Origin of the sequence: Desulfovibrio sp. 7SRBS1 (genome assembly GCF_049723905.1) — a bacterium.
Taxonomy (GTDB): Bacteria; Desulfobacterota; Desulfovibrionia; order Desulfovibrionales; family Desulfovibrionaceae.
In genome coordinates this window covers 4,269,144-4,294,736 of the sequence record NZ_JBJKFD010000001.1, presented here as the reverse complement: position 1 = coordinate 4,294,736, position 25,593 = coordinate 4,269,144, and the positions used below count along the sequence as shown (strand labels likewise).

Below are 25,593 nucleotides of genomic sequence, written 5' to 3'. Positions count from 1 at the left end.
CAATTCAAATGCCCTTGAATTTGAAAACGTCGGGGAAGGCATATGGGATGCCTCCCTCGCGTCTTCATACACATACTGGAGAGGATATCATGAAGCGTATTATCACTGTGTTATGTCTAATGGCCATGCTGGCGATCCCCGCCAGTGCACTGGCCGCCAAGTCCATCAAGATGAGCTACAATGGCCCGCCAAGCGAAAACGACAACGCCGTCCACTACTTTGCCGTGCAATTCAAGCAGCTGCTTGAAGAGGCAACCGGAAAGCAGCTGGAAATCGTGCTCTACCCCAACAGCCAGCTGGGCAACGAAGAGCAGCGCATGGAACAGGTCATGAGCGGCCCGGTCATCAACGTGGCTTCCTACGGCGGCATGCAGACTGTTTTCCCGGAAATGTTTGCAACCAACATTCCGTTCCTGTTCAAGAACTACAAAGCCGCCCATATCTTTTTCGACGGCAGCGAGTTCATGGAAAAAGCACGTAAGACCCTGCGCGAGCGGACAGGCATTGAACTGCTGGAAGTTGTTGAAGAAGGTGGCTTCCTGGCCTTTACCTGCGACAAGCCCATCCATTCGCCCGCAGATTTCAAAGGTCTGAAGTTCCGCGCCATGGACGCCAGCCAGGTGGCCATGTACGAAGCCTTCGGCGCTTCCGGCACCCCCATTCCCTGGACCGAAGTCTACCTGGCCCTGAAGACCGGCGTTGCCGACGGCCAGATGAACCCGCCCACCTACATCATCATCGGCAGCCTGTACGAAGTGCAGAAGCACCTCACCCTGGCCAACGTCCAGTACTCCGACCAGTTTCTGCTGATGAACAGCGCCCTGCTCGACTCGCTGACTCCCGACCAGCAGGCCGCCCTTAAAAAGGCTGCTCACGAAGCCAACGTCAAGACCCGCGACTTCGTGGAATCCCAGGTGCAGGACCGCATCAAATTCCTGGAAAGCAAGGGCATGACCAGCTACACGCCCACTGCCGAAGAATCCGCGCAGTTTGAAGAACTGGGCAGCCCCTCCTATGTGAACTGGCTTAAAGACCAGGTGGACCAGTCCTGGATTGATCTGGCCATAGACAATGCCAAGAAAGCCAATGCCGAGGGAGCAAAATAGATGCACCCCGTCACGAGCTTTTGCCAAAAAGCCTCTGACATCCTGGAGCGCCTCTGTCTTTTCGGGGCCGGGGCGCTCCTCGTCGTTAATCTGGCAGATGTCATGCTCGGCGTGTTCGCCCGCTTCTACCGTCCCCCCATGTGGACCACGGACCTGGCCAAGATAACCCTGGTCTGGATGGTCATGCTTGCGGCGGCTCCGGCCATCAAAAGAGGCGAACACATGGCCATCCGCATCATAGTGGACCGCCTGCCCCGCACCCCGCAGCGGATAGTCACCATCATCCGCCGGCTCGTCTTTGCTGCCATCCTTGTGTTCATGATCGTGCAAGGCTTCCAATACGCATACAAACTGCGTCTGTTCACCATTATGACCCTCGGCATCAAAAAGAGCATGCCGCTCATGTCCATCCCTGTGGGCATGGGGCTCATGCTCATCCAGTACACGCTGCAACAGTTTATTCCCATTCCCCATAAAACCGATGTTCCAGGCAAGGAGGACATAAAATGAGTTTCGTTCTTCTCGCCATTTTTTTTGCCACGCTCATCTGCGGGCTGCCCCTGTTCGCAGCCATGCTCGCCACTGCAATCAGCGGATTCCTCTACATCGGAGACTTTTCCCAGTTTCGGATCATGATCCAGCAGTTTTACGGAGGCATGGAACCGTTCTCCCTGCTGGCCATCCCCTACTTCATACTGGTTGGCGAGCTCATGGGCAGTGCCGGGCTTACCTCGCGCCTGCTCAATTTCGCGGAAGCGCTCGTAGGGCACTTCAAGGGCGGGCTGGGCTACGTTACCGTGGTCGCCAGCATCATCTTTGCCGGTGTCAACGGCTCGGCTGCCGCGGACGCCTCCGCCGTGGGTTCCATCATGATTCCCGCCATGAAAAAGGGCGGATATCCTGGTTCCTATGCCGCAGGCCTTACCGCGGGCAGTTCGCTCATAGGTCCCATTATTCCGCCCAGCATTTTCATGATCCTGTTCGGTTCAATGACCAAGACCAACGTGGGCGCATTGTTCATGGCAGGTGTGCTGCCCGGTCTGCTGCTGGGCATCGCCTTCATGGTCATGCACCGCATCAGTGCTGCCCGGCTGAACCTGCCCATCGTGAACGCCAAGTTCTCCTTCAGCAAGCTTATGGGCGCAACGGGCGGTGCGGTTACGGCACTTATCGCCCCCGGCATCATCATCGGCGGCATTCTGTTCGGCTTTATGACGCCAACGGAATCCGGCGCCGTGGCCAGCCTGTATGTCTTGTTGGTCGGCCTCATCTGGACCCGGCAGCTCACTTGGAAGGGAATCACCAAGGCCTTTTCCAATACAGTGCGGCTGTCCAGCGTCATCTTCGTGGTTATCGGCGCGGCCACCATTGTGGGCTGGATTCTCTCGTCCGAGCAGGTGCCGCAAAAGTTGGCCCCCCTGGTTCTGGAGTATGCCAAGACCCCGTCCATGGTGCTGCTGTTCATGAGCCTTATCGTCTTTGTGGTGGGCATGTTCATGGAAGAAATCGCCGCCCTGGTGCTGCTTACTCCCGTGTTCGCGCCCCTGGCAGTGGTTGCGGGCATCGATCCGCTGCACTTCGGCATCGTCATGACGCTCAACATCACCATTGCGCTCATCACGCCGCCCATGGGAGCCTGCGTCTACATCGTGGCCTCCATCGGCTCGGTGTCGTTGGAAAAGATGTTCAAGCACATCTGGCCGTTCGTGCTCGTGGCACTGGCCTGCCAGCTCATGCTGATCTTTTTCCCGTCCATATCCCTCTGGCTGCCGCGTCTGCTGGGATACTAGTACTCAAGCAACGGCCCGCCCAGAACCGGGCGGGCCTACATATAGCACTGCCCATGCATTGGAGGTTCCAATGGCACGACTCATAGACTCCCCTCCCATACCGGTATCGGCAACGCCGTCCTGGGATGAAGTCTTTACCAAGGAAATAAAAGAGAGCGGGGAAACCATAGTTCCCCTCTCCCTGGCTGAAAATCAAATTCTTGTCCGGCCCGCCTACTTTTCCGCAGGCATAGACCGCGCACTTCCCGAATGCTACGCACGCGACCAGATACGCTGCATGCTGCTGAAGGCAAACAGCCTGCTGCCCAAAGGCATGCGGCTGGTCATCCTGGACACATGGCGGAGCAAGGAAACACAGTCCGCGCTCTTCCGGGAATGTGCCGCCGCACTCGCCAAGGTCTACCCGGACAAGGACGAACCGACCATCAATGAAATGACCAGTGAATTCGTTGCCCGGCCCAGCCTGGAAAGCTCGCGTCCCTCGCCCCACGCCACAGGTGGCGCCGTGGACCTGACCATTGCCACAACAGACGGGCAGCCCCTCTTTTTCGGCGCGCCCTTCGACTACCCCGGCCCCATTTCCAACACCCGCTATTTCGAGGAACGGCTGGAGCAGGGCGAAACTCTTTCCGAAACCGAGGAAGACGCGCTGGAGAACCGCCGCCTGCTGTACGACGTCATGATACGGGCGGGATTCGTCAACTACCATGGCGAGTGGTGGCATTTCGAGTACGGTACCCAGCGTTGGGCGTACCTCAAGGAACAACCCCACGCCCTGTACGGCCCCAAGATCGTCACGCTCAATTCGTTCGCCTCGTTCGTGCCCTCGCCCAATTCGGAGATCACCACCCTGGTCAGCGCCGGAGGCTGAGGAAGTGACTACAAAGTTTAATTTGCAGGTTGCTCAAAAGGTATGAGAACAAGGCGCTAGAAAAACACGAGGCCGACGCGCATTTCCTGATACGCAAGGATTCGAGTTTTTCGCAGCAACGAAAGGAGTACATTGAGCAATCTGGGACCAGAGGCGCTGCCTCTGGACTCCGCCAGGAGGCAACGGCCTCCTGGACCTGCGATTCGTTCATAAGAAAATCCCCGTGTGGCCCATGGCCCACGGGGATTTTCTTATGAACAGAGGGACATAGGGTTATCGCACCTTTTTGAGCAGCCCTGGCAGGTTGCGCAAAAAAGTACGAGAGCAAGGCGATAGAAAAAATCAAGGCCGACGCGTATTTCCTTGATACGCGAGGGGTTGAGTTTTTTCGCAGCAACGAAGCTATCGTGCCTTTTTCAGTAACCTGATGTTGTTCTTGACAAGACTCTCACCAACATATATCAATACATCTAGATATAGTTGACAAGAAACGGAAAGCGGTGAAAGGCCGCTGCGGACGCGCCACTGTATCCGGCCATGCAGCCGAAGCCACTGTTCGCCACAGAATGGGAAGGCCAGGCACACTCGAACCGGGAGCCAGGAGACGTCTTGTCAACGCTGTGATGACAACGGCTTGTTGGTTTCGTCTCGCGCAAAGACAATCCTCACGATCATCTCGAATGCTTCCGCCTTCGAGTTCTCTTCTTTCGCAAAACAAACCAGAGCCAGTGTATGACGCTCAGTTCGTTGCTGGCTTTGGAGGCCTCAGCCTCCTGCCACAATCCTACTGGGGCGGTCACTTTGGCAATTGGTGCCCCTGCTCATTCATTCGAAAACAACCATGGATACCATTATGACAAACTCATTTGATCAAGCTACAGCCCGCACTCTCCCCCCCTTCCGAGCCGACCACGTAGGGAGCATACTCCGCCCGGCATCCGTAAAGCAGGCCCGGAGCCAGTTTCAGGAAGGGAAAATTACCGCTGCCGAGCTCAAGAAAGCCGAAGACAAAGCCATTGCCGACATTGTGGAAAAGCAAAAGGCATGCGGCCTGAAGGCCGTAACCGACGGCGAACTGCGCCGCAGCTGGTGGCACCTGGATTTCATGGCCGATCTTGATGGCCTGCAAAAAAAAGTCACGGACAAAGGATTTATTTTCCAGGGCGTTCATACCCGCGCGGAAAGCGTGGAGCTGGTGGGAGAAATCGGCTTCGGCACCCATCCCATGCTGGAGCACTTCGCATTCCTCAAAAAATGCGCTGGCGACCACACCGCCAAAATGACGATTCCCTCCCCTGCCATGCTCCACTTTGTACTGGCAGTTCGCAACGAGCAGTTTGCCCGCCCCGATTTCTACCCCACGGAAGAAGGCTTCCTGGTCGATATTGCCCAGGCTTACCGTGACGCACTTGCCGCCTTTTACAACGCGGGCTGCAGATACCTGCAACTCGACGACACCAGCTGGGGTGCGCTGTGCAATGCGGACCAGCGCGAAGCCATGAGCAAACGGGGAATAGACCCGGACGAACTGGCCAAGAAGTATGTGCGGCTCGTCAATGCCGCCATTGATGACCGTCCCGACGACATGATCGTAACCATGCACATCTGCCGGGGGAACTACCGTTCCACCTGGTTCACAAGCGGCGGATACGACCTGGTGGCTCCGGAACTCTTCGCCAATGCCAAGCTGAACGGATTCTTCCTGGAATACGATTCGGACAGGGCCGGAGACTTTACACCGCTGAAGCATATCAAGGATCAGCAGGTTGTCTTGGGACTCATCTCATCCAAAAGCGGTGAATTGGAAAAACGTGAAGAGGTTTTGGCCCGATTGGAAGAAGCAGCCCAGATTGTGCCGATCAATCAGCTCTGCCTCAGCCCCCAATGCGGCTTTTCCTCCACCGAGGAAGGCAACACCCTGACTGAAGAACAACAGTGGGCCAAACTGCGCTTTGTGGTCGATACTGCTGCTGAAGTCTGGAAATAGGCTAGACCGCGCGACTTGAGCTTCCGGCTTCGTTGCCTTGCCGGGAAACTCAACTTACGCGGTCTACACATTTAATACTTCCAGCAACCTAGGACCAGAGGCGCTGCCTCTGGACTCCGCCAGGAGGCAACGGCCTCCTGGACCTACGGTTCGTAAGAAAATCCCCGTGTGACCCAAGGGCCACACGGGGATTTTCTTATGAACAAGGAAAAAATAAAAATTATTTAAAAATATTTTTCTGATGAAACTCTAGGAAGGGAAAATGCCGACAGTCTAACTTAATTTTCATTTTTTTATTAATTCCAAGAACCTTAAAGTTCTTGAATGTGTCAGAAATCATAATATCTCCAGATTCATCAAAAGAAATAAATCCAGCATCAAAAGCTCGGTCAATATTAGGAATAAGTAGCAGTCCATTAAATAGTCAGGCCTGAAAAACCCGTTTCAGCTTCTACGCCACATTTTCCGCCAGCCGTCGGCTTGAGTCTTTGCCGAGGAGCAGAAACGCCAAGAGCGCAAAAAACTCTCCGATTTTCCGCATCCACTTCCTGAAGTTGAACGCCGCTGCGGCCATAAACAAGTTAATGGCGTCGCCGACCGCGCCCTTGAGATAGCTCCGGGCCATGCGGTGATCGTGTTTGAGATGGCCGATCACCGGCTCGATAGCCGCCCGACGGCGGAAGCGGAGCCGCGCCATAAGGCGCTGGTACGGTGTGTCCTTCTTCTTCGGAGGCTTTGGGATGAGGATTTGCGTGTCACCGACCTGATTCAGGCCCCTGTAGCCTCGGTCGCAGATCGCCATGGACGGACAGACCCCGGTGACCTCCCAACACTGTTCGAGGACATCCGGCAACGTATGGCCGTCGTAGACGTTCTCGTTGAACGACATCGCGCCGACGATGATACCCGTAGTTTTTGTGACCGCGATGGACGCCTTGCGCCCGAACTCGTACTGCTTGTGCGCTTTACCCTTGGAGATGCAGAGAATATCGGGTTCGTGTAGGCTGTAGACCTTATTCTTGTCGCTTCGTTTCTGGTCCTTGACCCGCTCGTACAGGTCAAGTCGCTCCTGGTGGCGGCCCAGGGCTTCGCCCGGCAATTTGCGCCGGAGTTCACGGATCAAGGCACCAGCCATTGTCCGCATCTTCCTCGCCTTTTTGGCCATCTTCATCCGTTTCAGCCGAAGCTTGGGGAGCGTGCGCTTGAAGCTGCGGCGTAGACCGACGCCTTCGCTGTCCGCGATCTTACGGCAGCCCTCGATGACTTTGGTCAAAAGCTTCAGGTCGGTAGGAAAGGTTACGTTCTTTTCCTGGACCGTGGTATCCACCGTGATCTCTCGTTCTTTGGCGTCATCACCGTGCAGTTCCACGGAGACCTCGAAAATCAGTCGTGCCCCGTCCTCGCCAATGCGCTTGCGGAAATAGATCAAATCCGTGGGATCGCAAGGCAGCTTCCACTGGAACTCGGTCATACCGCAAAACGCCTGGTAGTAGGGATTTTGCGTCCATGCCTCCACGACCCGTTCGTCGCTCAGATTCTCCAACTGCTTGAGCAGCATCAGCCCGACCATTAGCCGGGGCGGCTTGGCTGGCCGACCTTGGTCGCTGTAGAGTCCGGCGAACTCCTCCTCGAATCGCCCCCAGGGAATTCTCCTCGCCAATTGAAGGAGCGGAGCCTTCGGATTGAGCTGGTCCAGAAGGTCTGGGTAAAGGAACGTACCCTGCGGCTGTTTTTTGGGTTTTGCCCTCATGATTCTCCCGCCATTCGCTGCATCATTTCGACCGGTTTTATACGAATTCACAACGTTCTCTGGTCGAAAATACTACATTGTACAAGGAGAATTGTTAATAAAAATCAATCCACTAGAGATATTTCAGGCCCGACTAAATAGGTTTAGTCTCTCCTCAGGTGATGACCGTGCCCATGGCTTGATATGTGACGCAACCGTCAACGACACATCTTTATACCCTGTAACTGCACATCCTTTCCAATACTCAACTAATTTTTTTTTAAATTCTCCTTGCCCAATCCTTGCCTTTACTTGAGCCTCCCTTTCTGTTCCCTGAATTGATTTATCTTTTAATATAGACAGCAAATCATCATCTAAATGTGTTACGTAACTCTTCAAAAATTTTTCATACTTTTTTAATGCCGCGCTATACATCCCATTCCCAGTAGTATCCTTTTCTATAAATTCATTACTATTCTGTATTTTAATAAAAATATTTTTAAAATCATTTAAATTTGTTATTTTAAGTAATTTACATTCACAAAAATTTAATTCTATAGCCAAATTAGATAAATATCTGGATAAAGCATTATAATATTTAACAGCTGTAGCCTGACCTATCCCCTCGCACTCTTCTTCCAACCATTGCTTAAAATCCATACCGTCATAACTCCTGGTAGAAACTCTGATACAATTCAAAGTATTGCTGCGCCATGGCAGCATCGGTAAAATCCTTGAGCGTCTGGCTGCCGCCGAGGACAAGGCGGTCGCAGAGGTCGGGATCGCGCATGAGCTGTGCAAGGCATTGGGCGAGTTCTTCCGGATTGTGATTTGGAAAGCTGAGCCCGTTGATACCCGGCTGTACGAGTTCGAGATTGGAGGGCAGATCCGAGGCGACAAGCGGCAGTCGCACGGCCCAGGCTTCCTTTATTACGCCGCTGGAGCCTTCACCGTCCACGCTGGGCACGGCAAGGATATCCATGTTCGGCAGGACCTCGCGGCTTTCCTGAAACCCGAGAAAAGTGCAGTCGGCAAGGTCGAGATTCTGCGCCTGCTGTTCCAGTTCGCGCCGCAGTTTGCCGTCACCAACAATCACGGCCTTCCACTCGGGCAGGTCCATGCCTTGCAACATGCGCAGAGCATCCAGAAAAACAGAGCAACCCTTTTGCGGGCTAAGCGCGCCAAGGAAGCCGAGCACCAGGGGCTTGTGCCGCACAAGGCGCTCTTTGTAGCGGCTGACGTCGATGCCGCTGTGGATGACGCACACCTTGTCGGCAACCAGCCCACAGTCCACCAGCACGTCGCGGATTTCCGCACTTACGGCGGCCACTGCATCGGCCTGCCTGTACTTTTCCACGCCCCAAAAGCCCTTGATGGGATAGGACACGCGCCGCGAATGCACCAGCCGGAAGCGTACGCCACTGAATATCTTCAGCCACGCGCCCAGGGCTGCGGAACGCGCATCGTGCGTGTTTAAAATTTTGATATCCGGAGATTGGTGCAAAAGACGATTCAAGCGCCGAAACGAGCCAGGATGCACAGACCGGCGGCTGGGCAACGGACAGACCGGAATGCCCTCTGCCTGGGCTCGCTCCAGCAAAGGCGCACCCTTGGGAGCCGCTATCACGGGCGGAAACCGCCCGTCACGAAGCAGATGCCGCGCCAAATACAAAACCTGCCGCTGACCACCCCGAAACTCCTTGCCCAAATCCAGTTGTATGCAGTGTATGACCGTGCTCCTTAAAGGGAAGGAGGACAGAGCGAGGGGAAAACCTCTTAAAAGAGGTTCTTCCCCTCGCGCTCCCCTTTCCAGAATTTTTTACCTACAAAATAATCGTGAGACAACAGGGCTTTTTGCTTCTAACGGCTGATGAATTTCTGCCCATGGCAAGACAAAAAAACACTCTCTACATCAGGCTGCTCAAAAAGGTGCGAAAGCGAGGCGCTAGAAAAAATCAAGGCCGACGCGTATTTCCTGATACGCGAGGATTTGAGTTTTTTCGCGGCAACGAAGCTAGCGTGCCTTTTTCAGCAGCCTAAATCACCTCTCTTCCCGGCGGCTGAGGAGTTTTAGTTCGTGACGAGGCGAAAGTGATGTTTGCGAGCGCGGATAGGAGTTTTGCGCTCCATCCCGCGAGCAAACATTGCTTTCAACGAAGTCATGGACAAAAAGAACCAGCCGCCTAGAATACAGTGCCGTTGTCCTGAAGGTCCTGCCTCAGTAGCTCCCTCAGCCGCCTAGCCACCGGCCCAGGCCGCACATCATGCACAGGCCGGTCATTGTAGCGGACAATGCTCAGGGCATCCATGCTGGTGCCCATCACAATAAGCTCCCGCGCGTCATAAATTTCATCTTCCCTTATCTTGCGGTACTCCACGCGCATCTCCGGGCTGATCAGCTCGATGCCGCGACGCATGGTGGTTCCTGCCAGGCAGTTGGTGAACTCGGGCACCACCAGATCGCCATCCGCATTGACCATGCAGATGTTCTCGGTTGCCCCTTCGGCCAGAAAATCGAATTCGTCAAAGCAGATGGGCATGTCATAGCCCTTGCTCAGGGCCTCGCGCTTCATCAGCACGTTGGGCAGGTAATCGATGGATTTGATGGTCGCCAGATAGCTCTGCTTGGCCGGAATGGAAGTGCGGAACGCGCTCACTCCGGTTTCCCACAGGGCTTCGGGCTGTTCCTTGAATTCGTAGGCTGCAATATAAAAGCTGGCAACCGGGCACTCCATGGGGTCTATGCCGAACCCGCCCGGGCCGCGTCCCAGCAACAGACGCAACATGCCGCGCGGACGTTCCGAAGCCTTGGCCACGTCCAGTACTATCTGCCGCATTTCGTCCCAGCCCAGTGGTGGGCTCAGATGGATGGCGTCGGCCGACACCTTCATGCGACGCAGATGCTGCTCCACCTGATACAGCTTGCCGTCCACATACTTGATGGACTCGAACACGCCGTCTCCGCGATGCACCAGATGATCGTCCCACGGCATGAGCATGGCCCGGTAGTCGCGGCAAATGGCGCCTACACGGTGATCATAAAAGGCAAGCACCTTGTCGCCGCCAGGACGAAAAGCGCCTGCCAGCCGCTTGAGATATTCATCCGAACTCAATATTTCGGTCATGCGAACTCCCGGAGATCTTGCTGGTTGCAGAAATAAAAATGGGGGAAACAACCTTGGCAAAAGGCTTTTCCCCCACATTCGAATTCATTTTTTATGCAGACGATGGTCGCGTCCGTTCAACTCATCTCGTAAAAAAGAGCAGCTGTACACACGGCCATCGCATGCCGCCGGAAGCGGCGTAAGTGCCCCTGAAAACCACGTTTTTCCGGGGCACGATCCTCCGCAAAATACAACGTATTTTGCGGACATCACACTAGGGCACGCGCACCAGATCGCGCTTGATAAGTTCCTCGGCAATCTGAATGGTGTTCAGCGCCGCGCCCTTGCGGATGTTGTCGGAAACAACCCACATGTTCAGGCCGTTGTCTATGGTTTCGTCCTCGCGGATGCGGCCCACAAAGGTGTCGTCCTCTCCCGCGGCATCAACTGCCATGGGGTAGATCTTCTCCGACGGGTTATCCAGCACGGTTACGCCCGGAGCCTGTGCCAGGAGCACGCGGGCGTCCTTGGCTGTCAGCTTTTTCTCGGTTTCGATGTTTATGGACTCGCTATGGCTGTAGAACACGGGCACGCGGACAGTGGTTGCCGTAACCTTGATGGACTTGTCGCCCATGATCTTCACGGTTTCGTGCACCATCTTCATTTCTTCGCGCGTGTAGTCGTTTTCCAGAAAAACATCGATGTGCGGCAGGCAGTTGAAGGCAATCTGATGCGGATACACTTCGGCGTTGGCCTCCATGCCGCTCATCAGACGGCGGGTCTGGTTTTCCAGCTCTTCAATGGCCTTCTGTCCCGTGCCGGAGACAGCCTGATACGTGGAAACCACCACACGCTTGATGCCAGCGGCATCGTGCAGGGGCTTCAGCGCAACCACCATCTGAATGGTGGAGCAGTTGGGGTTGGCGATGATGCCCTTGTGCCAGTCCAGATCGTGCGGGTTGACCTCGGGCACGACCAGGGGGCAGTTGTCATCCATGCGCCAGGCACTGGAGTTGTCCACCACCACGCAACCGGCTTTGGCAGCAAGAGGAGCGAATTTGGTGGAGGTTGATCCGCCAGCGGAAAACAGAGCCAGGTCGAACCCGGCAAACGAATCTTCCTTGAGTTCCTGTACAGTCAGCTCCCCGCCCTTGAAGGGCAAGGTGCTCCCGGCGGAACGCGAGGAAGCAAAGGGCACGACTTCGGAAGCCGGAAAATCGCGGGCTTCCAGGGTCTTGAGCATTTCGCGGCCCACGGCGCCGGTAGCGCCGCAAACGGCCACCTTGAAAAGTTTCTTGGACATTTCAACCTCCGAAAATTTCTGTCTGAAAAGTCATTTCTATAATGCAAGCCTGGAGGCGATGTCCAGGCAGGCCGCGGCCTTGTTCAATGTATACAGGTGCACGCCGGGCGCGCCGCCGTCCAGCAACTTCTGCGCCTGTAGTGCCGCAAAGTCAATGCCGATGGAACGCACAAGCTCCGCCCCGCCTTCCTTGTCCGCCTTTTCCAGATCCAGATAAAAAGCACCCGGAATGCTGGCATTGCACAGGGACAGGATGAAACGCACCGAAGCCAGACTCATGATGGGCAGAACACCCGGAATAACGGGCACATTCACGTCCATAACTGCGAGGCGTTCCACAAAATCAAAATAAAGACGCGTGTCGAAGAACAGCTGCGTCACTATAAAATCCGCCCCCGCCTCGACCTTGTGCTTCATCCAGCGCAGGTCTTCGGCAACAGAAGGCGACTCGGGATGCGGTTCGGGATACCCGGCAACGCCCACGCAAAACTGCGGATGGTTGGCACGGATGTACGCCACCAGATCCGAAGCGTGCTGGAATTCCTCGTTGTCCGGCACAAAATCCGCTTTTCCCTTGGGCGGGTCGCCGCGAAGGGCCAGAATATTCTCAATGCCCGCATCGCTCAGCTTGTTCAAAAAGCCGTCTATGCGTTCCCTTGTCGCCCCCACGCAGGTAAGGTGCACAAGCGGCTCGAACCCGATGTTCTTTTTCAGCTGCGTGGCAATCTCCAGGGTATTGTCCTGGGTGCCGCCGCCCGCGCCGTAGGTAACGGAAACAAACAGCGGGGACGCCCCCTTGAGCTGCTCCGCCACCTCAAAAAATCCACTCCAAGCTTCGCGTTCCCCGGGCGGAAAAAACTCCAACGACACAAATTTCTTATGGCCAACGGCCTCTTTGATCTTCACAGGCTATCCCGATGTTCAGTTTTCAGCAGCTCCACGATTTCCAGGTCCGCAGGCAAAAAAGGAATATCGCCATGCTTTCCAGGCACGACCCAGGTCATGCGCTGCCCTTCCAAAGGCTGAATATCCCCTTCAAAACCACGAATATGAAAGAAAAACAAGCGAACAGTCAAATCCGTGTACTCGTAAATCTTCTCGCGCCAGAACGAAAACTCCGTCGGCCGGATTCCCAGCTCCTCCTCGAACTCGCGCACCAGGGCCGCCTCCACAGACTCCCCCGGCTCGACCTTGCCGCCGGGAAACTCCCAAAAACCAGCCTGCCGACGCCCCTCGGGCCGCTCAACAGCCAGATACCGGCCATCACGCCATACTATTCCGGCGACTACGTCTAACATATACTGCTCTTTTGTAAGAGAAGAGGAGCGAGGGGAAACCTTTTTGCAAAAAGGTTCTCCCCTCGCGCTCCCCTTCCAAAAAATCTTATTATAATGATATGGAGCGTTTTAATTTTATTCTTTCCCCAACCAGCCGCACTCTAAGCGGCTGAGGAATTTTTGTTCGTGACGAGGCGAAAACAATAATTTGCGAGCGAGGATAGGAGTTTTGTGCTCCATCCCGCGAGCAAATTTTGTTTTCAACGAAGTCACGGACAAAAAGAACCAGCCGCCCCAAAACTACATCCCTTCGAGCACGTTATTGAGCGGAAGTTTCCTGCTCTCATACCCACCTGGCTTGATCGTATAGCGCGTCAGCTCCCATTCCTGATTATCTATCAGGTCGATGCCACCGCGCGCCTCGGACCCGAACACATGCTTGATGGTATCCAGCATGTCGTCAATATCCAGCCAGGAGCTTTCGTGCTCCAGGTCGAGCACGCCGTCGGTATAATCTATGGTTTCAAAAGGCAGGTCAGCCTCGATGGCCTTGAAATCTTCCGGGCTGAGTCCCCGAATGGTGCCGTAAATACGGAAATCCGGCTTCACGGTTGCTCTCCCTGTTGTGTTTCAGCGGTGCATGCGCCCTTTTCCACGGCCTGAGCCTCGCATTCATGGTCGGCAAAGATGCAGACCGCATATGGTGTTCCATCTGCCCGGAAACGCACAACCGAGTCGGCTCCATGCTCACGGCATATGACGCGGGATTCCTCGGCCAGCTGGGGATGCCTGGCTGGCGAATAATGCGCGCCCACGCCCACATGCGCGGAACAGCCCGACAGGAAAACGAGCAGCGAACATATGGCAAGGGCCGGAACGGATGTCTCAACTATGCCCCCTCGTGCCACCCCTGTCCGGGTCATGCCAGCAGGGCCTCGCGCTCTGCTTCCAGTTCGCCCAGTTCGGTTTCCAGCACTGTCATGCGCTCGAAAAGTTCCTCTTCGCGCTCTTTGGCCTTTTGGTAATCATTGGTCATGCGCATGAGTTTTTCCTGGTCCGCGCAAATTGCCGGGTCGGCCATGGCCTGTTCCAGCTCTGCCTGGGCTTCGGCCACCTGTTCCAGCTCGGTTTCCAGACGCTCGTACTCTTCCTTTTTCGGACGCAGGCGGCGGCCCAGTTCGTTGCGCAGTTCGGCCCGGCGGCGCTTTTCCTCTTTGTCCAGCTTGCGGCGGACCTTGCCGGCCGCCCCGTTGCCCTGCGACTTCTCTTCCTTTTCCTGGCGCATCTTGTGCTCGTACTCGGAAAAGCCTTCCGTGTGCACGGTTATGCCATCATGGCTCAACACCCATATCTGGTCGGCCACTTCGTTGAGCAGATAGCGGTCGTGCGCCACCATGAAGAGCGTCCCTTCATAGGCCTTGAGCGCGGTAACAAGGGCTTCGCGGCTTTCCAGGTCCAGATGGTTGGTAGGTTCGTCGAGCAACAGAAAGTTGGCCCGCGCCATGAACAACGAGGCCATGACCAGACGGCTTTTCTCACCACCGGAAAGGGACGCGACCTTGCGTTCAAAATAACTTTCACCCAGCAGAAACAGGCCGAGAATGCTCTTGAGTTCTTCTTCCAAAGATCGCGGATCGCACAGGCGGCGCATTTCGCCGATAACACTGTTGGCCGTGTTGAGAATCTCGGTCTGGTGCTGGCAGAAATAGCCGAGCGATGTTTTGGAACCAAGGTGCGCAATGCCTGTATCCGGTTTCAGCTCTCCGGCCAGCAGCTTGATAAGCGTGGACTTGCCTGTGCCGTTGGGTGCCACCAGGGCAATCTTCTGGCCCCGGTAGATCTGAAAATCCATAAGCGGCCACAGCGGGTCGTGCCCAGGAAAGGCGAATTGCATGTTGGCGACCGAGGCCACGACCTTTTCCGCACGTTCCGGCTGGGGCAGATGAAAGGAGAGCGTACGCACCCGCTTTTCCGAAGACAGGTCTTCCAGATCACGCTGCATCTTTTCCACGGCCTTGAGCTTGCTCTGGGCCTGGGCCGCCTTGCGGGCCTTTACCCGGAAGCGGCTGATGTACTCCATCTGGTGGTCGATCTTGGCCGATATCTTGGCGGCCTGCCGTTCGCGCGCCAGTTCGTTTTCCTCGCGCCAGGCCAGAAAGTCGGTAAAGTTGCCCGCCCGCATGACAGGCTTGCGCATGTTCATAAACAGGGTGTGGGTGGCCAGATTGTCCAGAAAAACACGGTCGTGCGCCACAAAAACCAGTACGCCGGGAAAGGTCAGCAGGTATTGCTCCAGCCATTCCACGGCTTCCAGGTCCAGGTGGTTGGTGGGTTCGTCCAAAAACAGGACGTCCGTGCCCTGCACGATGATGCGGGCCAGCTTGGCGCGTTCCCGCCATCCGCCGGAAAAAAGTTTCAAAGGCTTGTGCAGCTCGTCCCCGGCAAATCCCAGGCCAAAGAGCACGCTCTCGGCCTTGTGCTCCAGGTTATAGCCGAACTGCTGTTCCAGCCGCACCTGTTCCGCACCCAGCCTTTTGAGTGTGTCCGCGTTTCCTTCCTCCACGGCCTTTTCCCAGCGCTTCCAGAAATCGACCCACGAGGGAAAGACGGACAGCACCCAGCTCAGGAGCTCCTGATCCAGATCCATGTTGTCCAGTTCCTGGGCCGAATAGCCCACATTGCCCCCGCCCTTGATGGATACGATGCCCGTGTCCGGGGCACTTTGCTGCGCCAATATGCGCATGAGCGTGGACTTGCCGCAGCCGTTGGGACCAACCACTGCCAGACGGGACCCGCCATGCACGTCAAAGGAAACAGCCGCGAACAGATCTCGGCCACCAAAGGATTTGCCTACATTTTGAACAGATAGAACCGGCATGATATGCCCTTGCAAAGCCTGTTGAAGTATAGATACGGACGCCCCGGCCACAATGCAGACCAATTATGCGGCTTGAAGCCGCGTCTGGGACGACCTTGTTTTCCGTAAGAAACGAGCCCATGCCATTTCCCGCCCCCTGAAGAACGGTAAAGCATGAGGCGAAAGCGCAAGAGCGCCATAACGCGAACCGGGCCGCATCCACAACAGACACGTACGAGCGGCTCAGCCCGTATCGGCAGCCCGTATCAGCAACCCCTATTTGGGGTCCCCGTATTGGAGATGGCCAATCAAAAAATTCGTTGTGTTCGGCTCTGCGCGTCACCGGGTCCAAAGGAGCCAGCGGGCTCGGAGAAACCTCGGGGTGTACCTCGATGGCGACATGCTTTTTGGCATACGTGTGCGGATCACGCAAGTGGGACGGGAAGCTTTGGCACCGGGCGCTCCGGGGCACCAACGGCCAGCCGGCAATTCCGAATGGACGGGACCACCCGTTCGGCACGGGCAGTAAAGCACGGGAAGCCGTGTAAAGGCGGCTTTGTCAGCAAACTGCTCCCAGCACATCCGCTGCGACCTGCCGAACCCCAAAGGCATCCGGCAGGCCGCAGTGCAGACGTGGAGCACAGGGCGATTACAAATTTTCCAGAACCAGACGGCCCATTTCCTTGCAGCCGACCATCTTGCAGCCTTCCGCGTTTTCGCGGGGCATGATGTCGCCGGTACGGTAGCCGTCGGCCAGCACCTTGCGCACGGCCGCTTCAATGCGGTCGGCAGGAGCCACCAGATTCAGGCTGTGCCGGAAAAGCATGGCAACGGACAGGATCATGGCCAGAGGGTTGGCCTTGTCCTGGCCTGCAATGTCCGGGGCCGAGCCATGGATGGGTTCGAACAGGCCTATGCCTCCTTCGCCCAGCGAGGCGGAAGGCAGCATGCCGATGGAACCGGTGATGGCGGCGGACTCGTCGGACAGGATGTCGCCGAACAGGTTGGAAGTAACCACCACGTCGAACTGGGACGGATCGCGGATGAGCTGCATGGCCGCGTTGTCCACGTACATGTGCTCAAGCGTTACGTCCGGGTAGTCCTTGGAAACTTCAATGACGGTTTCGCGCCACAGGCGGGAGACGTCCAGCACGTTGGCCTTGTCCACGGAGCACAGGCGCTTGCCGCGCTTCTGTGCGGCCTCGAAGGCCACGCGGGCAACACGGCGCACTTCGCTCTGCTTGTAGACCATGGTGTTGAACGAGGCAGGTTCGCCGTCAATGGTCTTGTCGCCGCGGGGCTCACCAAAATAGATGCCGCCGGTCAGTTCGCGGACAACCAGCAGGTCGATGCCGGCGGCCACGATGTCCGCACGCAGGCAGCTGGCCGGGGCCAGTTCGGGAAAGAGCACGGCGGGGCGCAGGTTGGAGAACAGGCCCAGGGCCTTGCGGATGCCCAGCAGTCCGCTTTCCGGACGGATGGAGCGGTCCACGTTGTCCCATTTGGGACCGCCCACGGCACCCAGCAATACGCCGTCCGCAGCCTTGCACGCGGCCACGGTCTCGTCGGGCAGGGGCTTGCCCGTGGTATCGATGGCCACGCCACCCAGCAGTGCAGTGGTGAATTCCAGTTCGGCTTCGGAACCAACCGAGGCCTTGGCGACCTCAATGGCCTGCTCCATGATTTCGGGGCCTATGCCGTCACCCGGCAAAAGGCAGATTTTGTATTTGCTCACAGCTTCATCCTTGTTCCTGAAGACGTTTACGTACGTAGGGAACCAGTCCGCCGGTATCCAGAAGTTCGCGCATGGAATCGGGCACGGGCTGGCATTTGATGGTTTCTCCGGTGGTCAGGTTCTTGACCACACCTTCAGCGGCATCGATTTCCAGCTCGTCACCGTCGCTGATCTTTTTGACTTCGTCGCCCACTTCCAGAAGCGTCAGCCCCATGTTGAAGCCGTTGCGGTAGAAGATACGGGCAAAGCTGTGGGCCACCACAACCTTGATGCCCGCGCCAAGAATGGAGATGGGGGCGTGTTCGCGGGAAGAACCGCAACCGAAGTTTTCTTCGGCAACCATGATGTCGCCTTCACCAACCCGTTTGATCCAACCGGGTTCCAGCCCTTCCATGCAGTTGGCTCCAAGCTCTTGCGGGTCGGTGGTGACCAGAAAGCGGGCCGGAATGATGGCGTCGGTATCGATATGCGCCCCGACTTTGTGGACGCGTCCAGTGTATTGCATGATAATGACCCCTTACAGATCTTCCGGGTGAATGATTTCGCCTGCCACGGCACTGGCAGCGGCAACCGCAGGGTTGGACAGGTACACTTCCGACTGCAGGCTGCCCATGCGGCCGCGGAAGTTGCGGTTGGTGGTGGAAATGGCTGTTTCGCCTCCGGCCAGAATGCCCATGTGGCCGCCCAGACAGGGACCGCAGGTGGGCGGACCGACCACGGCTCCGGCATCGAGGAAAATCTCGAACAGGCCTTCCTCCATGGACTGGCGCCAGATGGCCGGAGTGGCGGGAAGAACGATCAGACGCACGTTCTTGTTCGCCTTGCGGCCTTTGAGTACAGCAGCGGCGGCACGCATATCTTCGATGCGGCCGTTGGTGCAGGAACCGATAATTGCCTGGTCCACGCGCACGCCCTTGACCTGACGGACGGGCTTGACGTTATCGGGCAGATGCGGACAGGCAACAGCGGGCTCGAAACCGGCCACGTCGAAGCGTACCACGCGTTCGTATTCGGCACCTTCGTCGGCACTCAGGGCTTCGTCGCCCGTACGTCCGTGGGCGCGGGCATATTCCAGAGCCTTTTCGTCCACCGGGAACAGGCCGACCTTGCCGCCTGCCTCGATGGCCATGTTGGCAATGGTCATGCGGCCTTCCACGGACAGATTATCAATGGTGGAGCCGCCGAATTCCAGCGCCTTGTACAGGGCACCGGCCACGCCGATTTCGCCAATGAGGTACAGGATGAGGTCCTTGCCGCTGACGTAAGCGGGCAGTTCGCCTTCGAATTCGGCACGAATCGTGGGCGGAACCTTGAACCACGTTTCGCCCAGCGCCATGGCACCGGCGATATCCGTAGAGCCCATGCCCGTGGCGAACGCGCCCAGGCCACCATAGGTACAGGTGTGGCTGTCCGCACCGATGACGATGTCGGACGGGCCAACCAGCCCCAGTTCGGGCAGCAGAGCGTGTTCCACGCCCACATTGCCGCCTTCGTAATAATGCGTCACACCCATTTCGCGGGCAAAGTCGCGGCTAACCTTGACCTGCTCGGCGGAATCAATGTCCTTGTTGGGGGTAAAATGGTCCATGACAAGGGCGACTTTGTCCTTGTCGAAAACGGCCTTCGCTCCCATGGCACGGAACGATTTGATGGCCAGGGGCGCGGTGATGTCGTTGGCCAGCACCAGGCTGACCCGCGCACGGGCTATGCTGCCCGTGGTGACCGCGTCGTCCGAATGTTTCTGAATGATTTTCTCAGCCAGCGTATGTGCCATTCTTCTTTTCCCCTTCCTTGATAATGAGCCGATTCACGGCGTTTATGTAGGCCTTTGCACTGGCCACAATAATGTCTTCGTCAGATCCGCGTCCCACGGAGGTCATGCCGTTTTCCTCCAGCCGCACGGTAACTTCGCCCAAGGCGTCGGCACCGCCTGTCACGGCATTGACTTTGTACTCCATGAGATTGGGAGCGCGCTCCACCACGGTGTCCACGGTCTGGAACACCGCGTCGATGGGGCCGCTTCCGAATCCCGACAGACGTTTTTCCACAGGTTCGTCCTCGTTCTCGGCGTCATCAAGAATGACCATGGCCGTGGGCGGCATGTCAATATTTCCGGACAGCACACTGAGTTTTTTCAGGCTGTACCGGCCATGTCTGCGAAAAACTTCTTCCAGCACCAGGGCTTCCACATCCTCGTCCAGAATGGTGGTCTTGCGGTCTGCCAGATGTTTGATCGCGGTAAAGACCTGATCTACCTCGTCACTGCTGAGGTGAAGGAAGCCCAGTTCCTTGAGTTTGGAATCCAGGGCCGTACGTCCCGAATGCTTGCCCATGACGATTTCGGTTCCGGCCCGGCCCACGCTTTCGGGGGTCATAATCTCGTAGGTCTGGCGATGCTTGAGCATGCCGTCCTGGTGAATGCCGGATTCGTGGGCAAAGGCGTTACGTCCCACAATGGCCTTGTAGGGGTCAATGGGCTGGCCGATAATACGCGAAAGCAGACGGCAGGCCGGGAAGAGCTGGGTGGTGTCCACATTGCAGTCCAGGTCGTAGTAGTCCTTGCGTGTGGCCAGAGCCATGACCAGCTGCTCCAGGGCGGCGTTGCCCGCGCGTTCACCAATGCCGCTCAGGGTCAGTTCGGCCTGGCGCGCTCCGGCACGGAGTGCGGCCAGGGTGTTGGCAACACCGAGTCCCAGGTCGTTGTGGCAATGGACGCTGAAGACGGCCTTGTGCGCATTGGGCACGTGTTCCAACAGATAGGTGATGAGTCCGGCGAATTCCTCGGGCTGGGAATAGCCCACGGTGTCGGGAATGTTGATGGTGGTTGCGCCGCAGGCAATGGCCTTTTCCACCACGCGGGCCAGGAATTCGGGTTCGGAGCGCGAGGCGTCTTCGGCCGAGAATTCCACGTTCGAGGTGAAGGAAGTAGCCAGCTTGACCGCGGCTTCTGTCATTTCCAGGACCTGGTCCGGAGTTTTCTGGAGTTTGAACTCCATGTGCAGCGGACTGGTGGCGATGAAGGTGTGGATGCGCGGATTCTTGGCACCTTTTATCGCATCCCAGGCACGTTCGATGTCGCTCTTGAGACTGCGGGCCAGTCCGGCAACGCAGATGTCATTCACCGACCCCGCGATTTCCTGCACGGACTCGAAATCGCCCTGGCTGGCGGCCGGAAATCCGGCCTCGATGACATCAACGCCCAGAGCTTCGAGCTGCCGGGCCAGACGCACCTTCTCCCTCAGGTTCATGGTTGCACCGGGAGACTGTTCACCGTCGCGCAGGGTGGTATCGAAAATAGTAATGCGATCGCTCATGATGTACCTCGTAAATATGGCCGGACAGATGAAATTCCGTCGGGCCGGTTTGACAATTCAATCCATTGGGTGTGGTTTTTCAAACAGGACCAAGCCGAAACAAACGAATGAGGTACGGGTAGTCGCACTGGACGCCCTTTGCGAATATACGGAGTGATAATGCACCAGACCATGCTGTTTTCCTTTTTTGGAAGCGACATGCCGGAGCGAGCCATGGGACTTCAGCCCCGGCCCGGTAATGTGTTGCGAATCTAGTGGAATTGCAGCGGTGCGGCAGGCGCACCTGAATCCAGGCCTACGAAAAAATCTTTTTAATGTTTTCCCGTAGTAGGCTGCGGTGCTTGCGAGGCATAATCAGGAAGGTGTAGACGATGCCCGACACAAGATAGAAGAAGAACAGGGGGAAACCCAACAGTTTGGGCTGCGAAGCAATAAGCACAAAGAGGAGAATGGCCGTGACCATGGACCCGAAGGGATGGGCCTTGAACCAGCCGTATTCCTTAAAGGAAAAGTAGCGGACCTTGCTGACCATGAGAAAGGACAGCACGTAGGTGAGCACCAGACAGAACGAGGGCAGCACGTTGGCGTGCAGGCCATGGGGCAGGTAGCGCTGAAACAGCACCAGGGTTGCCATGGTACATCCCGCAGCAGGAATGGGCAGGCCGGTGAACAACAGCTTGCCCGATGTTTTGGTCTGGACGTTGAAACGGGCCAGACGCAACGCGCCGCAGGCAATGAACAGAAACGCGGCCATGAGACCCAAACGTCCCAGATCCTGCAGATGCCACAAATAGAGCATGATGGCCGGACTTACGCCAAAGGCAACCAGATCGGCCAGGGAGTCGAGCTGTACGCCGAACTCGCTGCTGGTACCGGTCAGTCTGGCGACTTTTCCATCCAGGCCGTCAAAAACGCACGATACGAGAATGGCCACGGCGCAGGCTTCGAAATTGCCTTTCATCGCCATGGTCATGCCCAGAAATCCCGCAAACAGGCTGGCCGTGGTCAGCAGGTTGGGGAGGATATAAATCCCCTTGTGTCTGGGGCTTTTATGCGTATCGTTTGTTTCGCTCATTTTTGTATCCACTCGGTTCCGGCAGCAAACTGGGCCGACGCGCCCGGTCATTCTCCGGGCATATTATCGGCACTGCTTGGGAGGTGTTCAACCCACTTTGCGGGCCACCGGTGTTTCACCGGCATGTACCTTATCTCCCACTGCCACGCAAGGAGCATAGTCATCTGGCATATACAGGTCAACCCTTGAACCGAACTTGATCAAGCCAAAACGCTGTCCGCGCGACAAAAAATCACCCGGTTCGACCCTGCAGACGATACGGCGGGCAATAAGTCCGGCAATCTGCACCACGGTCCAGGCGCCGCCATTGGCGTCCTCGGCGTGAATCAGGCAGCGTTCGTTGTCTTTGCTGGCCTTGTCCAGAGAGGCGTTGAAAAATTTTCCCGGAATGTATTCGATACGACGCACCATGCTGGCCACGGGAAGGCGGTTCACATGCACGTTGAAGACATTCATAAAGACGCAGATCACAGTGCGTTCGACCCCGGTAATGGGATCGACGGCCCGTCCCACCTTGACCACCTTGCCGTCGGCAGGCGACACGGCCAGGGCCTCGTTGCTGGGGGCCACACGTTCTGGATCGCGAAAAAAGTTGAAGGAAAACGCCGTAACCACAAGCATTATCAGCGCGGCCAGTTCCCATTCGTTTATTGCAAAGGTAAGCGTGGCCACAATGCTCAGGCAGATGAACGGCACCCCTTCGAGCGCCAGACCCACGGAGGGCTTAATCATTTCCAGTCCTCTCGTACTTGCGAAGTTGATATGTAAACGCCCGGTCTTCCTGCCGGGAACTTGGGCTCAGGTACTCGTTGCCTTGCCGGATTGCAAGTATAACTTGGGACCAAAGGCCCACAGATCCCGGTGAATCAGCCTTCTTCAGGCAATGGACGCGCTTCTGTTTTCCCTCGTTTGATGTCCGCAAAATACGTCTATTTTTTTTGCGGATATAACGGACGCGACACGAGTCAGCCCGTAGTCATCCCCCAACGGGACAGCACATTTCCAGCCATTGCGCCCCGCCGTGGGTACAGGCGGACAAGCCGCGCGAAACAAACCCGAAGCGCTCGTAAAACCTCACCAGATTGGACTTGCACAACAGCAGCACGGCTTCCCGCTCCTGAGCCCGGGCCAGATCCAAAAATTCACGCAGCAGCCGCGAGGCCACGCCGCTTTTCTGATACTCCGGCAACACGGACAGGCTGAAGATGACCATGTTTTTCCCGGCCGGATCGTGACCGACCAGCTGCTTGAAGGCTTCGTCCGTAATGTCATCCTTGTTGGTGGCTCCGCTGTTCACCTGCCCGATAATCCGACCGTCCGACTCGGCCACCAGAAATCCCTGGCTGAAAGAGGCAATGCGGGTCTGGATGCTTTGCAGCGAGGCTGCTTCCTCGGGCGGAAAACAGGCCTGCTCCACCAGGGAACAGGCCTGTACGTCGGCTGTTGTTGGGTGCTTTATAATAATGTCTGTTGTCATTTCTGAGGCAATGTTTCCCGGACCTTCTGAGGAAGGATGGATAAAAAGTTGTCCCGCGCCACCTTTTGGGCCGCGTCTTTGGGAAGCGCCCGGAAAAGGGTGTAGTACTTGCGGATGTTCAGGGCATAGGTGCCCATATGGCCGATGCTGTCCGAGCCGACCATGAACCGGTCCGGAAAATCCTCGACCAGCTGCAGCCAGTACGGATGCACAACCAGTTGCGGCATCCCGTCGGTTACGTAATTTTCGTAAACCAGCCAGGAAAGGTCAAGCCACAGGTTCTTGTAGGTATCGAGCATACCGCGCAGCATTTCCGTGTAGGCCCGCTGGTCGATATCTTCCATATAGCGGCTCAACCCGGCGTGCGCCCAGACAATGCGTGTTTTCGGGTGATTTTTCAAGGCCCCTTCCACCTCGTACACGTAGCGCAGTTCCTTGGTCTGGACCCGGGACGTGCAATTGTTGTGCAGGTTCACGGGCATGTCCAGACGGGCGGCAAGATCGTAGACCGGATCCAAGGCCGGGTGGTTGGCGCGGGCATTTTCGCCGTAGGTCATATTGGTCAGATCGTCGCGGTGACCGAAAATTTCGCCGATGCCCTGCCACAGGCCGGGAAACTCGTCCAGCATGCGCTGGACGTGCTCCACCGCGTATTTGTCCGTGCCGTTGAAGCCGCAAATGTAGGGATGAAAACGGTACCGCAGTTCCTCGGGCAGACGGAGTACGGCATGGGCCACACGGTAGTCCGTGCCCGAATACCAATAGGCCCTCGACGTGTTATCAAGGTAGTACTTCGGTGCAGCCGGATCGTCCTTGTCCCACTTTTTCACCAGAGGCATACCGGACAGCATGATGTGCTGCACCCCGTTGGCGTTCATGGCCTGTAGCAGTGCGTCCATACCGTCGCTATGCTGCAGAAAGTCCACAAAATGAAAATGGGCGTCGGACATGGTGTACTGCGGCGCTCCCTGCATGAACCAGGGCTGGGTGTCCTTTGTCTTTGCCAAGGCGTCCAAAGCGAAAATGCCCTGTGTTGCTCCTGCGGCCACGCCTGCCATTGCCAGTTTCAGAAATGTTCTGCGGTCCATGAATTCCCCCGTTGTATATTGCGGACATGGCGGGCACCTCCCGCACACGCCCAGCACAAAGGTCTTTGTTGTTGAAACCCATAGCACGGACATTTCAAAAACTCATTAGCAAATAATTTGTGACGTTTATTTCATACCCCAAAGGTGTCTGTCTTTTTGAGTACATTGGCAAATAAAAATTTGCTAAGAGCAAATTAAAATTATAGAATACAGTCAATTTACAATTGAAATAAGGTGAAAAATGCAAATTGACAAAACAGGCTGGAAGATTCTGGAAATTCTGCAGGAGAATGCCAGGCTTTCCAATGCGGAAATCGCTCGGCTGGTCGGGCTGACCACCTCGGCAGTGCAGGACCGCGTCAAAAAGCTCGAAGCCAGGGGAATCATCCAGGGGTACACCACACGGGTGAATCCGGCGGCCCTCGACCTGACGTTGACCGCCTTTGTGGGCGTACGCATCAGTCCGCACCATCTGGCGCGCCAGGTGGGCAGCGCACTCGCCGCCACACCAGGTATCGAGGAAGTCTACCGTCAGGCCGGGGACGAGTGTTTTCTGATCAAGGCGCGCTGCCGGGACACGGTTCAGCTGGAAGGCCTTCTGGACAACATCAACGACACCGAAGGGGTGGTGGGGACGCGCACCACCATAGCCCTCAGCCCGGTCACCGAGGCCAACGGAGCCATCCTTGCGGCGCATCGTTCATGTGCACCACAGGAACCGGACGAGGATTGATGTGAGTTCAGCACCAGACAATACAGCCCTGCCCAAGGAACGGAAACAAGGTGTGCATAGAACCCGGCCCCGGCATGAGCCCCTTTGAGATCTTTTGAAACAACGCCGCAGGCGTCCAGATTGATTACAAAGTTCAATTTGGCAGGC

General features: G+C 56.5%; 23 protein-coding genes, 2 pseudogenes and 1 riboswitch. Of the genes and pseudogenes, 6 read left to right on the top strand and 19 right to left on the bottom strand.

Features of this window, described 5'->3' with window-relative positions; translation table 11 throughout:
* Nucleotides 1–89 precede the first annotated feature (89 nt).
* The 5 genes from dctP to ACI0FJ_RS18920 all read left to right on the top strand — a co-directional run bounded on the left by dctP (nucleotide 90) and on the right by ACI0FJ_RS18920 (nucleotide 5,754).
* Nucleotides 90–1,106: a TRAP transporter substrate-binding protein DctP gene (gene dctP / locus ACI0FJ_RS18940; RefSeq protein WP_424306035.1), complete on the top strand. Its 1,017-nt coding sequence runs from the start codon at nucleotides 90–92 to the stop codon at nucleotides 1,104–1,106.
* On the top strand, nucleotides 1,107–1,616 hold the full coding sequence (locus ACI0FJ_RS18935; protein ID WP_424306034.1) for a TRAP transporter small permease: 510 nt from the start codon (nucleotides 1,107–1,109) through the stop codon (nucleotides 1,614–1,616).
* Entirely contained in the window at nucleotides 1,613–2,896 is a 1,284-nt protein-coding gene (locus ACI0FJ_RS18930; protein ID WP_424306032.1) for a TRAP transporter large permease, read from the top strand. Before ACI0FJ_RS18935 ends, ACI0FJ_RS18930 begins: the two co-directional genes overlap by 4 nt.
* Nucleotides 2,897–2,966: 70 nt before the next feature.
* Nucleotides 2,967–3,767, top strand: a complete 801-nt coding sequence (locus ACI0FJ_RS18925; RefSeq protein WP_424306030.1) for a M15 family metallopeptidase — start codon at nucleotides 2,967–2,969, stop codon at nucleotides 3,765–3,767.
* 425 nt (nucleotides 3,768–4,192) lie between these two features.
* Nucleotides 4,193–4,393: riboswitch (cobalamin riboswitch) on the top strand.
* Between the two features lie 227 nt (nucleotides 4,394–4,620).
* Nucleotides 4,621–5,754 carry a 5-methyltetrahydropteroyltriglutamate--homocysteine S-methyltransferase gene (locus tag ACI0FJ_RS18920; RefSeq protein ID WP_424306028.1) on the top strand — a complete coding sequence of 378 codons (1,134 nt, stop codon included), beginning with the start codon at nucleotides 4,621–4,623 and terminating at the stop codon, nucleotides 5,752–5,754.
* Nucleotides 5,755–5,974: 220 nt separating this feature from the next.
* Here ACI0FJ_RS18920 and ACI0FJ_RS18915 read toward each other — a convergent pair.
* The 19 genes and pseudogenes from ACI0FJ_RS18915 to ACI0FJ_RS18825 all read right to left on the bottom strand — a co-directional run.
* A pseudogene (locus ACI0FJ_RS18915) lies at nucleotides 5,975–6,169 on the bottom strand (hypothetical protein); the annotation flags it as partial.
* Nucleotides 6,170–6,289: 120 nt separating this feature from the next.
* A pseudogene (locus ACI0FJ_RS18910) lies at nucleotides 6,290–7,504 on the bottom strand (IS5 family transposase); the annotation flags it as partial.
* A 123-nt stretch (nucleotides 7,505–7,627) separates the two neighbouring features.
* On the bottom strand, nucleotides 7,628–8,143 hold the full coding sequence (locus ACI0FJ_RS18905) for a hypothetical protein (RefSeq protein ID WP_424306026.1): 516 nt from the start codon (nucleotides 8,141–8,143) through the stop codon (nucleotides 7,628–7,630).
* 4 nt (nucleotides 8,144–8,147) lie between these two features.
* On the bottom strand, nucleotides 8,148–9,191 hold the full coding sequence (locus tag ACI0FJ_RS18900) for a glycosyltransferase family 4 protein (protein WP_424306024.1): 1,044 nt from the start codon (nucleotides 9,189–9,191) through the stop codon (nucleotides 8,148–8,150).
* Between the two features lie 475 nt (nucleotides 9,192–9,666).
* Nucleotides 9,667–10,608 (bottom strand): aminotransferase class IV, encoded by a 942-nt coding sequence (locus ACI0FJ_RS18895; protein WP_424306022.1) that lies wholly within the window; start codon nucleotides 10,606–10,608, stop codon nucleotides 9,667–9,669.
* A gap of 253 nt (nucleotides 10,609–10,861) precedes the next feature.
* Nucleotides 10,862–11,890 carry an aspartate-semialdehyde dehydrogenase gene (locus ACI0FJ_RS18890; protein ID WP_424306020.1) on the bottom strand — a complete coding sequence of 343 codons (1,029 nt, stop codon included), beginning with the start codon at nucleotides 11,888–11,890 and terminating at the stop codon, nucleotides 10,862–10,864.
* A 36-nt stretch (nucleotides 11,891–11,926) separates the two neighbouring features.
* Nucleotides 11,927–12,796: a methylenetetrahydrofolate reductase [NAD(P)H] gene (gene metF / locus ACI0FJ_RS18885; protein ID WP_424306018.1), complete on the bottom strand. Its 870-nt coding sequence runs from the start codon at nucleotides 12,794–12,796 to the stop codon at nucleotides 11,927–11,929.
* Entirely contained in the window at nucleotides 12,793–13,188 is a 396-nt protein-coding gene (locus tag ACI0FJ_RS18880) for a (deoxy)nucleoside triphosphate pyrophosphohydrolase (RefSeq protein WP_424306017.1), read from the bottom strand. The genes metF and ACI0FJ_RS18880 overlap by 4 nt, the downstream gene beginning before the upstream one ends.
* Before the next feature lie 279 nt (nucleotides 13,189–13,467).
* Complete coding sequence (locus tag ACI0FJ_RS18875; RefSeq protein WP_424306015.1) at nucleotides 13,468–13,776, bottom strand: hypothetical protein; 309 nt, start codon at nucleotides 13,774–13,776, stop codon at nucleotides 13,468–13,470.
* Nucleotides 13,773–14,090: a hypothetical protein gene (locus ACI0FJ_RS18870; protein WP_424306014.1), complete on the bottom strand. Its 318-nt coding sequence runs from the start codon at nucleotides 14,088–14,090 to the stop codon at nucleotides 13,773–13,775. Before ACI0FJ_RS18870 ends, ACI0FJ_RS18875 begins: the two co-directional genes overlap by 4 nt.
* Nucleotides 14,087–16,045 (bottom strand): ATP-binding cassette domain-containing protein, encoded by a 1,959-nt coding sequence (locus ACI0FJ_RS18865; RefSeq protein ID WP_424306012.1) that lies wholly within the window; start codon nucleotides 16,043–16,045, stop codon nucleotides 14,087–14,089. Before ACI0FJ_RS18865 ends, ACI0FJ_RS18870 begins: the two co-directional genes overlap by 4 nt.
* A gap of 628 nt (nucleotides 16,046–16,673) precedes the next feature.
* Entirely contained in the window at nucleotides 16,674–17,759 is a 1,086-nt protein-coding gene (leuB, locus tag ACI0FJ_RS18860; protein WP_424306010.1) for a 3-isopropylmalate dehydrogenase, read from the bottom strand.
* A gap of 4 nt (nucleotides 17,760–17,763) precedes the next feature.
* Entirely contained in the window at nucleotides 17,764–18,264 is a 501-nt protein-coding gene (locus ACI0FJ_RS18855; protein ID WP_424306008.1) for a 3-isopropylmalate dehydratase small subunit, read from the bottom strand.
* A gap of 12 nt (nucleotides 18,265–18,276) precedes the next feature.
* On the bottom strand, nucleotides 18,277–19,533 hold the full coding sequence (leuC, locus tag ACI0FJ_RS18850) for a 3-isopropylmalate dehydratase large subunit (RefSeq protein WP_424306006.1): 1,257 nt from the start codon (nucleotides 19,531–19,533) through the stop codon (nucleotides 18,277–18,279).
* Nucleotides 19,514–21,073 carry a 2-isopropylmalate synthase gene (locus tag ACI0FJ_RS18845; protein WP_424306004.1) on the bottom strand — a complete coding sequence of 520 codons (1,560 nt, stop codon included), beginning with the start codon at nucleotides 21,071–21,073 and terminating at the stop codon, nucleotides 19,514–19,516. The genes leuC and ACI0FJ_RS18845 overlap by 20 nt, the downstream gene beginning before the upstream one ends.
* Before the next feature lie 295 nt (nucleotides 21,074–21,368).
* Nucleotides 21,369–22,148 (bottom strand): CDP-diacylglycerol--serine O-phosphatidyltransferase, encoded by a 780-nt coding sequence (pssA, locus tag ACI0FJ_RS18840; protein WP_424306002.1) that lies wholly within the window; start codon nucleotides 22,146–22,148, stop codon nucleotides 21,369–21,371.
* Between the two features lie 87 nt (nucleotides 22,149–22,235).
* Nucleotides 22,236–22,880, bottom strand: a complete 645-nt coding sequence (locus ACI0FJ_RS18835) for a phosphatidylserine decarboxylase family protein (protein WP_424306000.1) — start codon at nucleotides 22,878–22,880, stop codon at nucleotides 22,236–22,238.
* A gap of 244 nt (nucleotides 22,881–23,124) precedes the next feature.
* Nucleotides 23,125–23,625, bottom strand: coding sequence for a GNAT family N-acetyltransferase (locus ACI0FJ_RS18830; RefSeq protein ID WP_424305998.1), 501 nt, complete (start codon nucleotides 23,623–23,625; stop codon nucleotides 23,125–23,127).
* A complete protein-coding gene (locus ACI0FJ_RS18825; protein WP_424305996.1) occupies nucleotides 23,622–24,713 on the bottom strand; it encodes an amidohydrolase family protein in 1,092 nt (363 codons plus the stop codon). The genes ACI0FJ_RS18830 and ACI0FJ_RS18825 overlap by 4 nt, the downstream gene beginning before the upstream one ends.
* 241 nt (nucleotides 24,714–24,954) lie before the next feature.
* On the opposite strand from ACI0FJ_RS18825, the gene ACI0FJ_RS18820 reads away from it, so the two are divergent.
* Nucleotides 24,955–25,446: an Lrp/AsnC family transcriptional regulator gene (locus ACI0FJ_RS18820; protein WP_424305994.1), complete on the top strand. Its 492-nt coding sequence runs from the start codon at nucleotides 24,955–24,957 to the stop codon at nucleotides 25,444–25,446.
* Nucleotides 25,447–25,593: the final 147 nt, after the last annotated feature.

Bases quoted from the DNA above. Each gene is read 5' to 3' on its own strand.
- dctP (WP_424306035.1), top strand. From the start codon at position 90: ATGAAGCGTATTATCACTGTGTTATGTCTAATGGCCATGCTGGCGATC.
- ACI0FJ_RS18935 (WP_424306034.1), top strand. From the start codon at position 1,107: ATGCACCCCGTCACGAGCTTTTGCCAAAAAGCCTCTGACATCCTGGAG.
- ACI0FJ_RS18930 (WP_424306032.1), top strand. From the start codon at position 1,613: ATGAGTTTCGTTCTTCTCGCCATTTTTTTTGCCACGCTCATCTGCGGG.
- ACI0FJ_RS18925 (WP_424306030.1), top strand. From the start codon at position 2,967: ATGGCACGACTCATAGACTCCCCTCCCATACCGGTATCGGCAACGCCG.
- ACI0FJ_RS18920 (WP_424306028.1), top strand. From the start codon at position 4,621: ATGACAAACTCATTTGATCAAGCTACAGCCCGCACTCTCCCCCCCTTC.
- ACI0FJ_RS18905 (WP_424306026.1), bottom strand. From the start codon at position 8,143: ATGGATTTTAAGCAATGGTTGGAAGAAGAGTGCGAGGGGATAGGTCAG.
- ACI0FJ_RS18895 (WP_424306022.1), bottom strand. From the start codon at position 10,608: ATGACCGAAATATTGAGTTCGGATGAATATCTCAAGCGGCTGGCAGGC.
- ACI0FJ_RS18890 (WP_424306020.1), bottom strand. From the start codon at position 11,890: ATGTCCAAGAAACTTTTCAAGGTGGCCGTTTGCGGCGCTACCGGCGCC.
- ACI0FJ_RS18880 (WP_424306017.1), bottom strand. From the start codon at position 13,188: ATGTTAGACGTAGTCGCCGGAATAGTATGGCGTGATGGCCGGTATCTG.
- ACI0FJ_RS18870 (WP_424306014.1), bottom strand. From the start codon at position 14,090: ATGACCCGGACAGGGGTGGCACGAGGGGGCATAGTTGAGACATCCGTT.
- ACI0FJ_RS18865 (WP_424306012.1), bottom strand. From the start codon at position 16,045: ATGCCGGTTCTATCTGTTCAAAATGTAGGCAAATCCTTTGGTGGCCGA.
- ACI0FJ_RS18855 (WP_424306008.1), bottom strand. From the start codon at position 18,264: ATGCAATACACTGGACGCGTCCACAAAGTCGGGGCGCATATCGATACC.
- leuC (WP_424306006.1), bottom strand. From the start codon at position 19,533: ATGGCACATACGCTGGCTGAGAAAATCATTCAGAAACATTCGGACGAC.
- ACI0FJ_RS18845 (WP_424306004.1), bottom strand. From the start codon at position 21,073: ATGAGCGATCGCATTACTATTTTCGATACCACCCTGCGCGACGGTGAA.
- pssA (WP_424306002.1), bottom strand. From the start codon at position 22,148: ATGAGCGAAACAAACGATACGCATAAAAGCCCCAGACACAAGGGGATT.
- ACI0FJ_RS18835 (WP_424306000.1), bottom strand. From the start codon at position 22,880: ATGATTAAGCCCTCCGTGGGTCTGGCGCTCGAAGGGGTGCCGTTCATC.
- ACI0FJ_RS18830 (WP_424305998.1), bottom strand. From the start codon at position 23,625: ATGACAACAGACATTATTATAAAGCACCCAACAACAGCCGACGTACAG.
- ACI0FJ_RS18825 (WP_424305996.1), bottom strand. From the start codon at position 24,713: ATGGACCGCAGAACATTTCTGAAACTGGCAATGGCAGGCGTGGCCGCA.
- ACI0FJ_RS18820 (WP_424305994.1), top strand. From the start codon at position 24,955: ATGCAAATTGACAAAACAGGCTGGAAGATTCTGGAAATTCTGCAGGAG.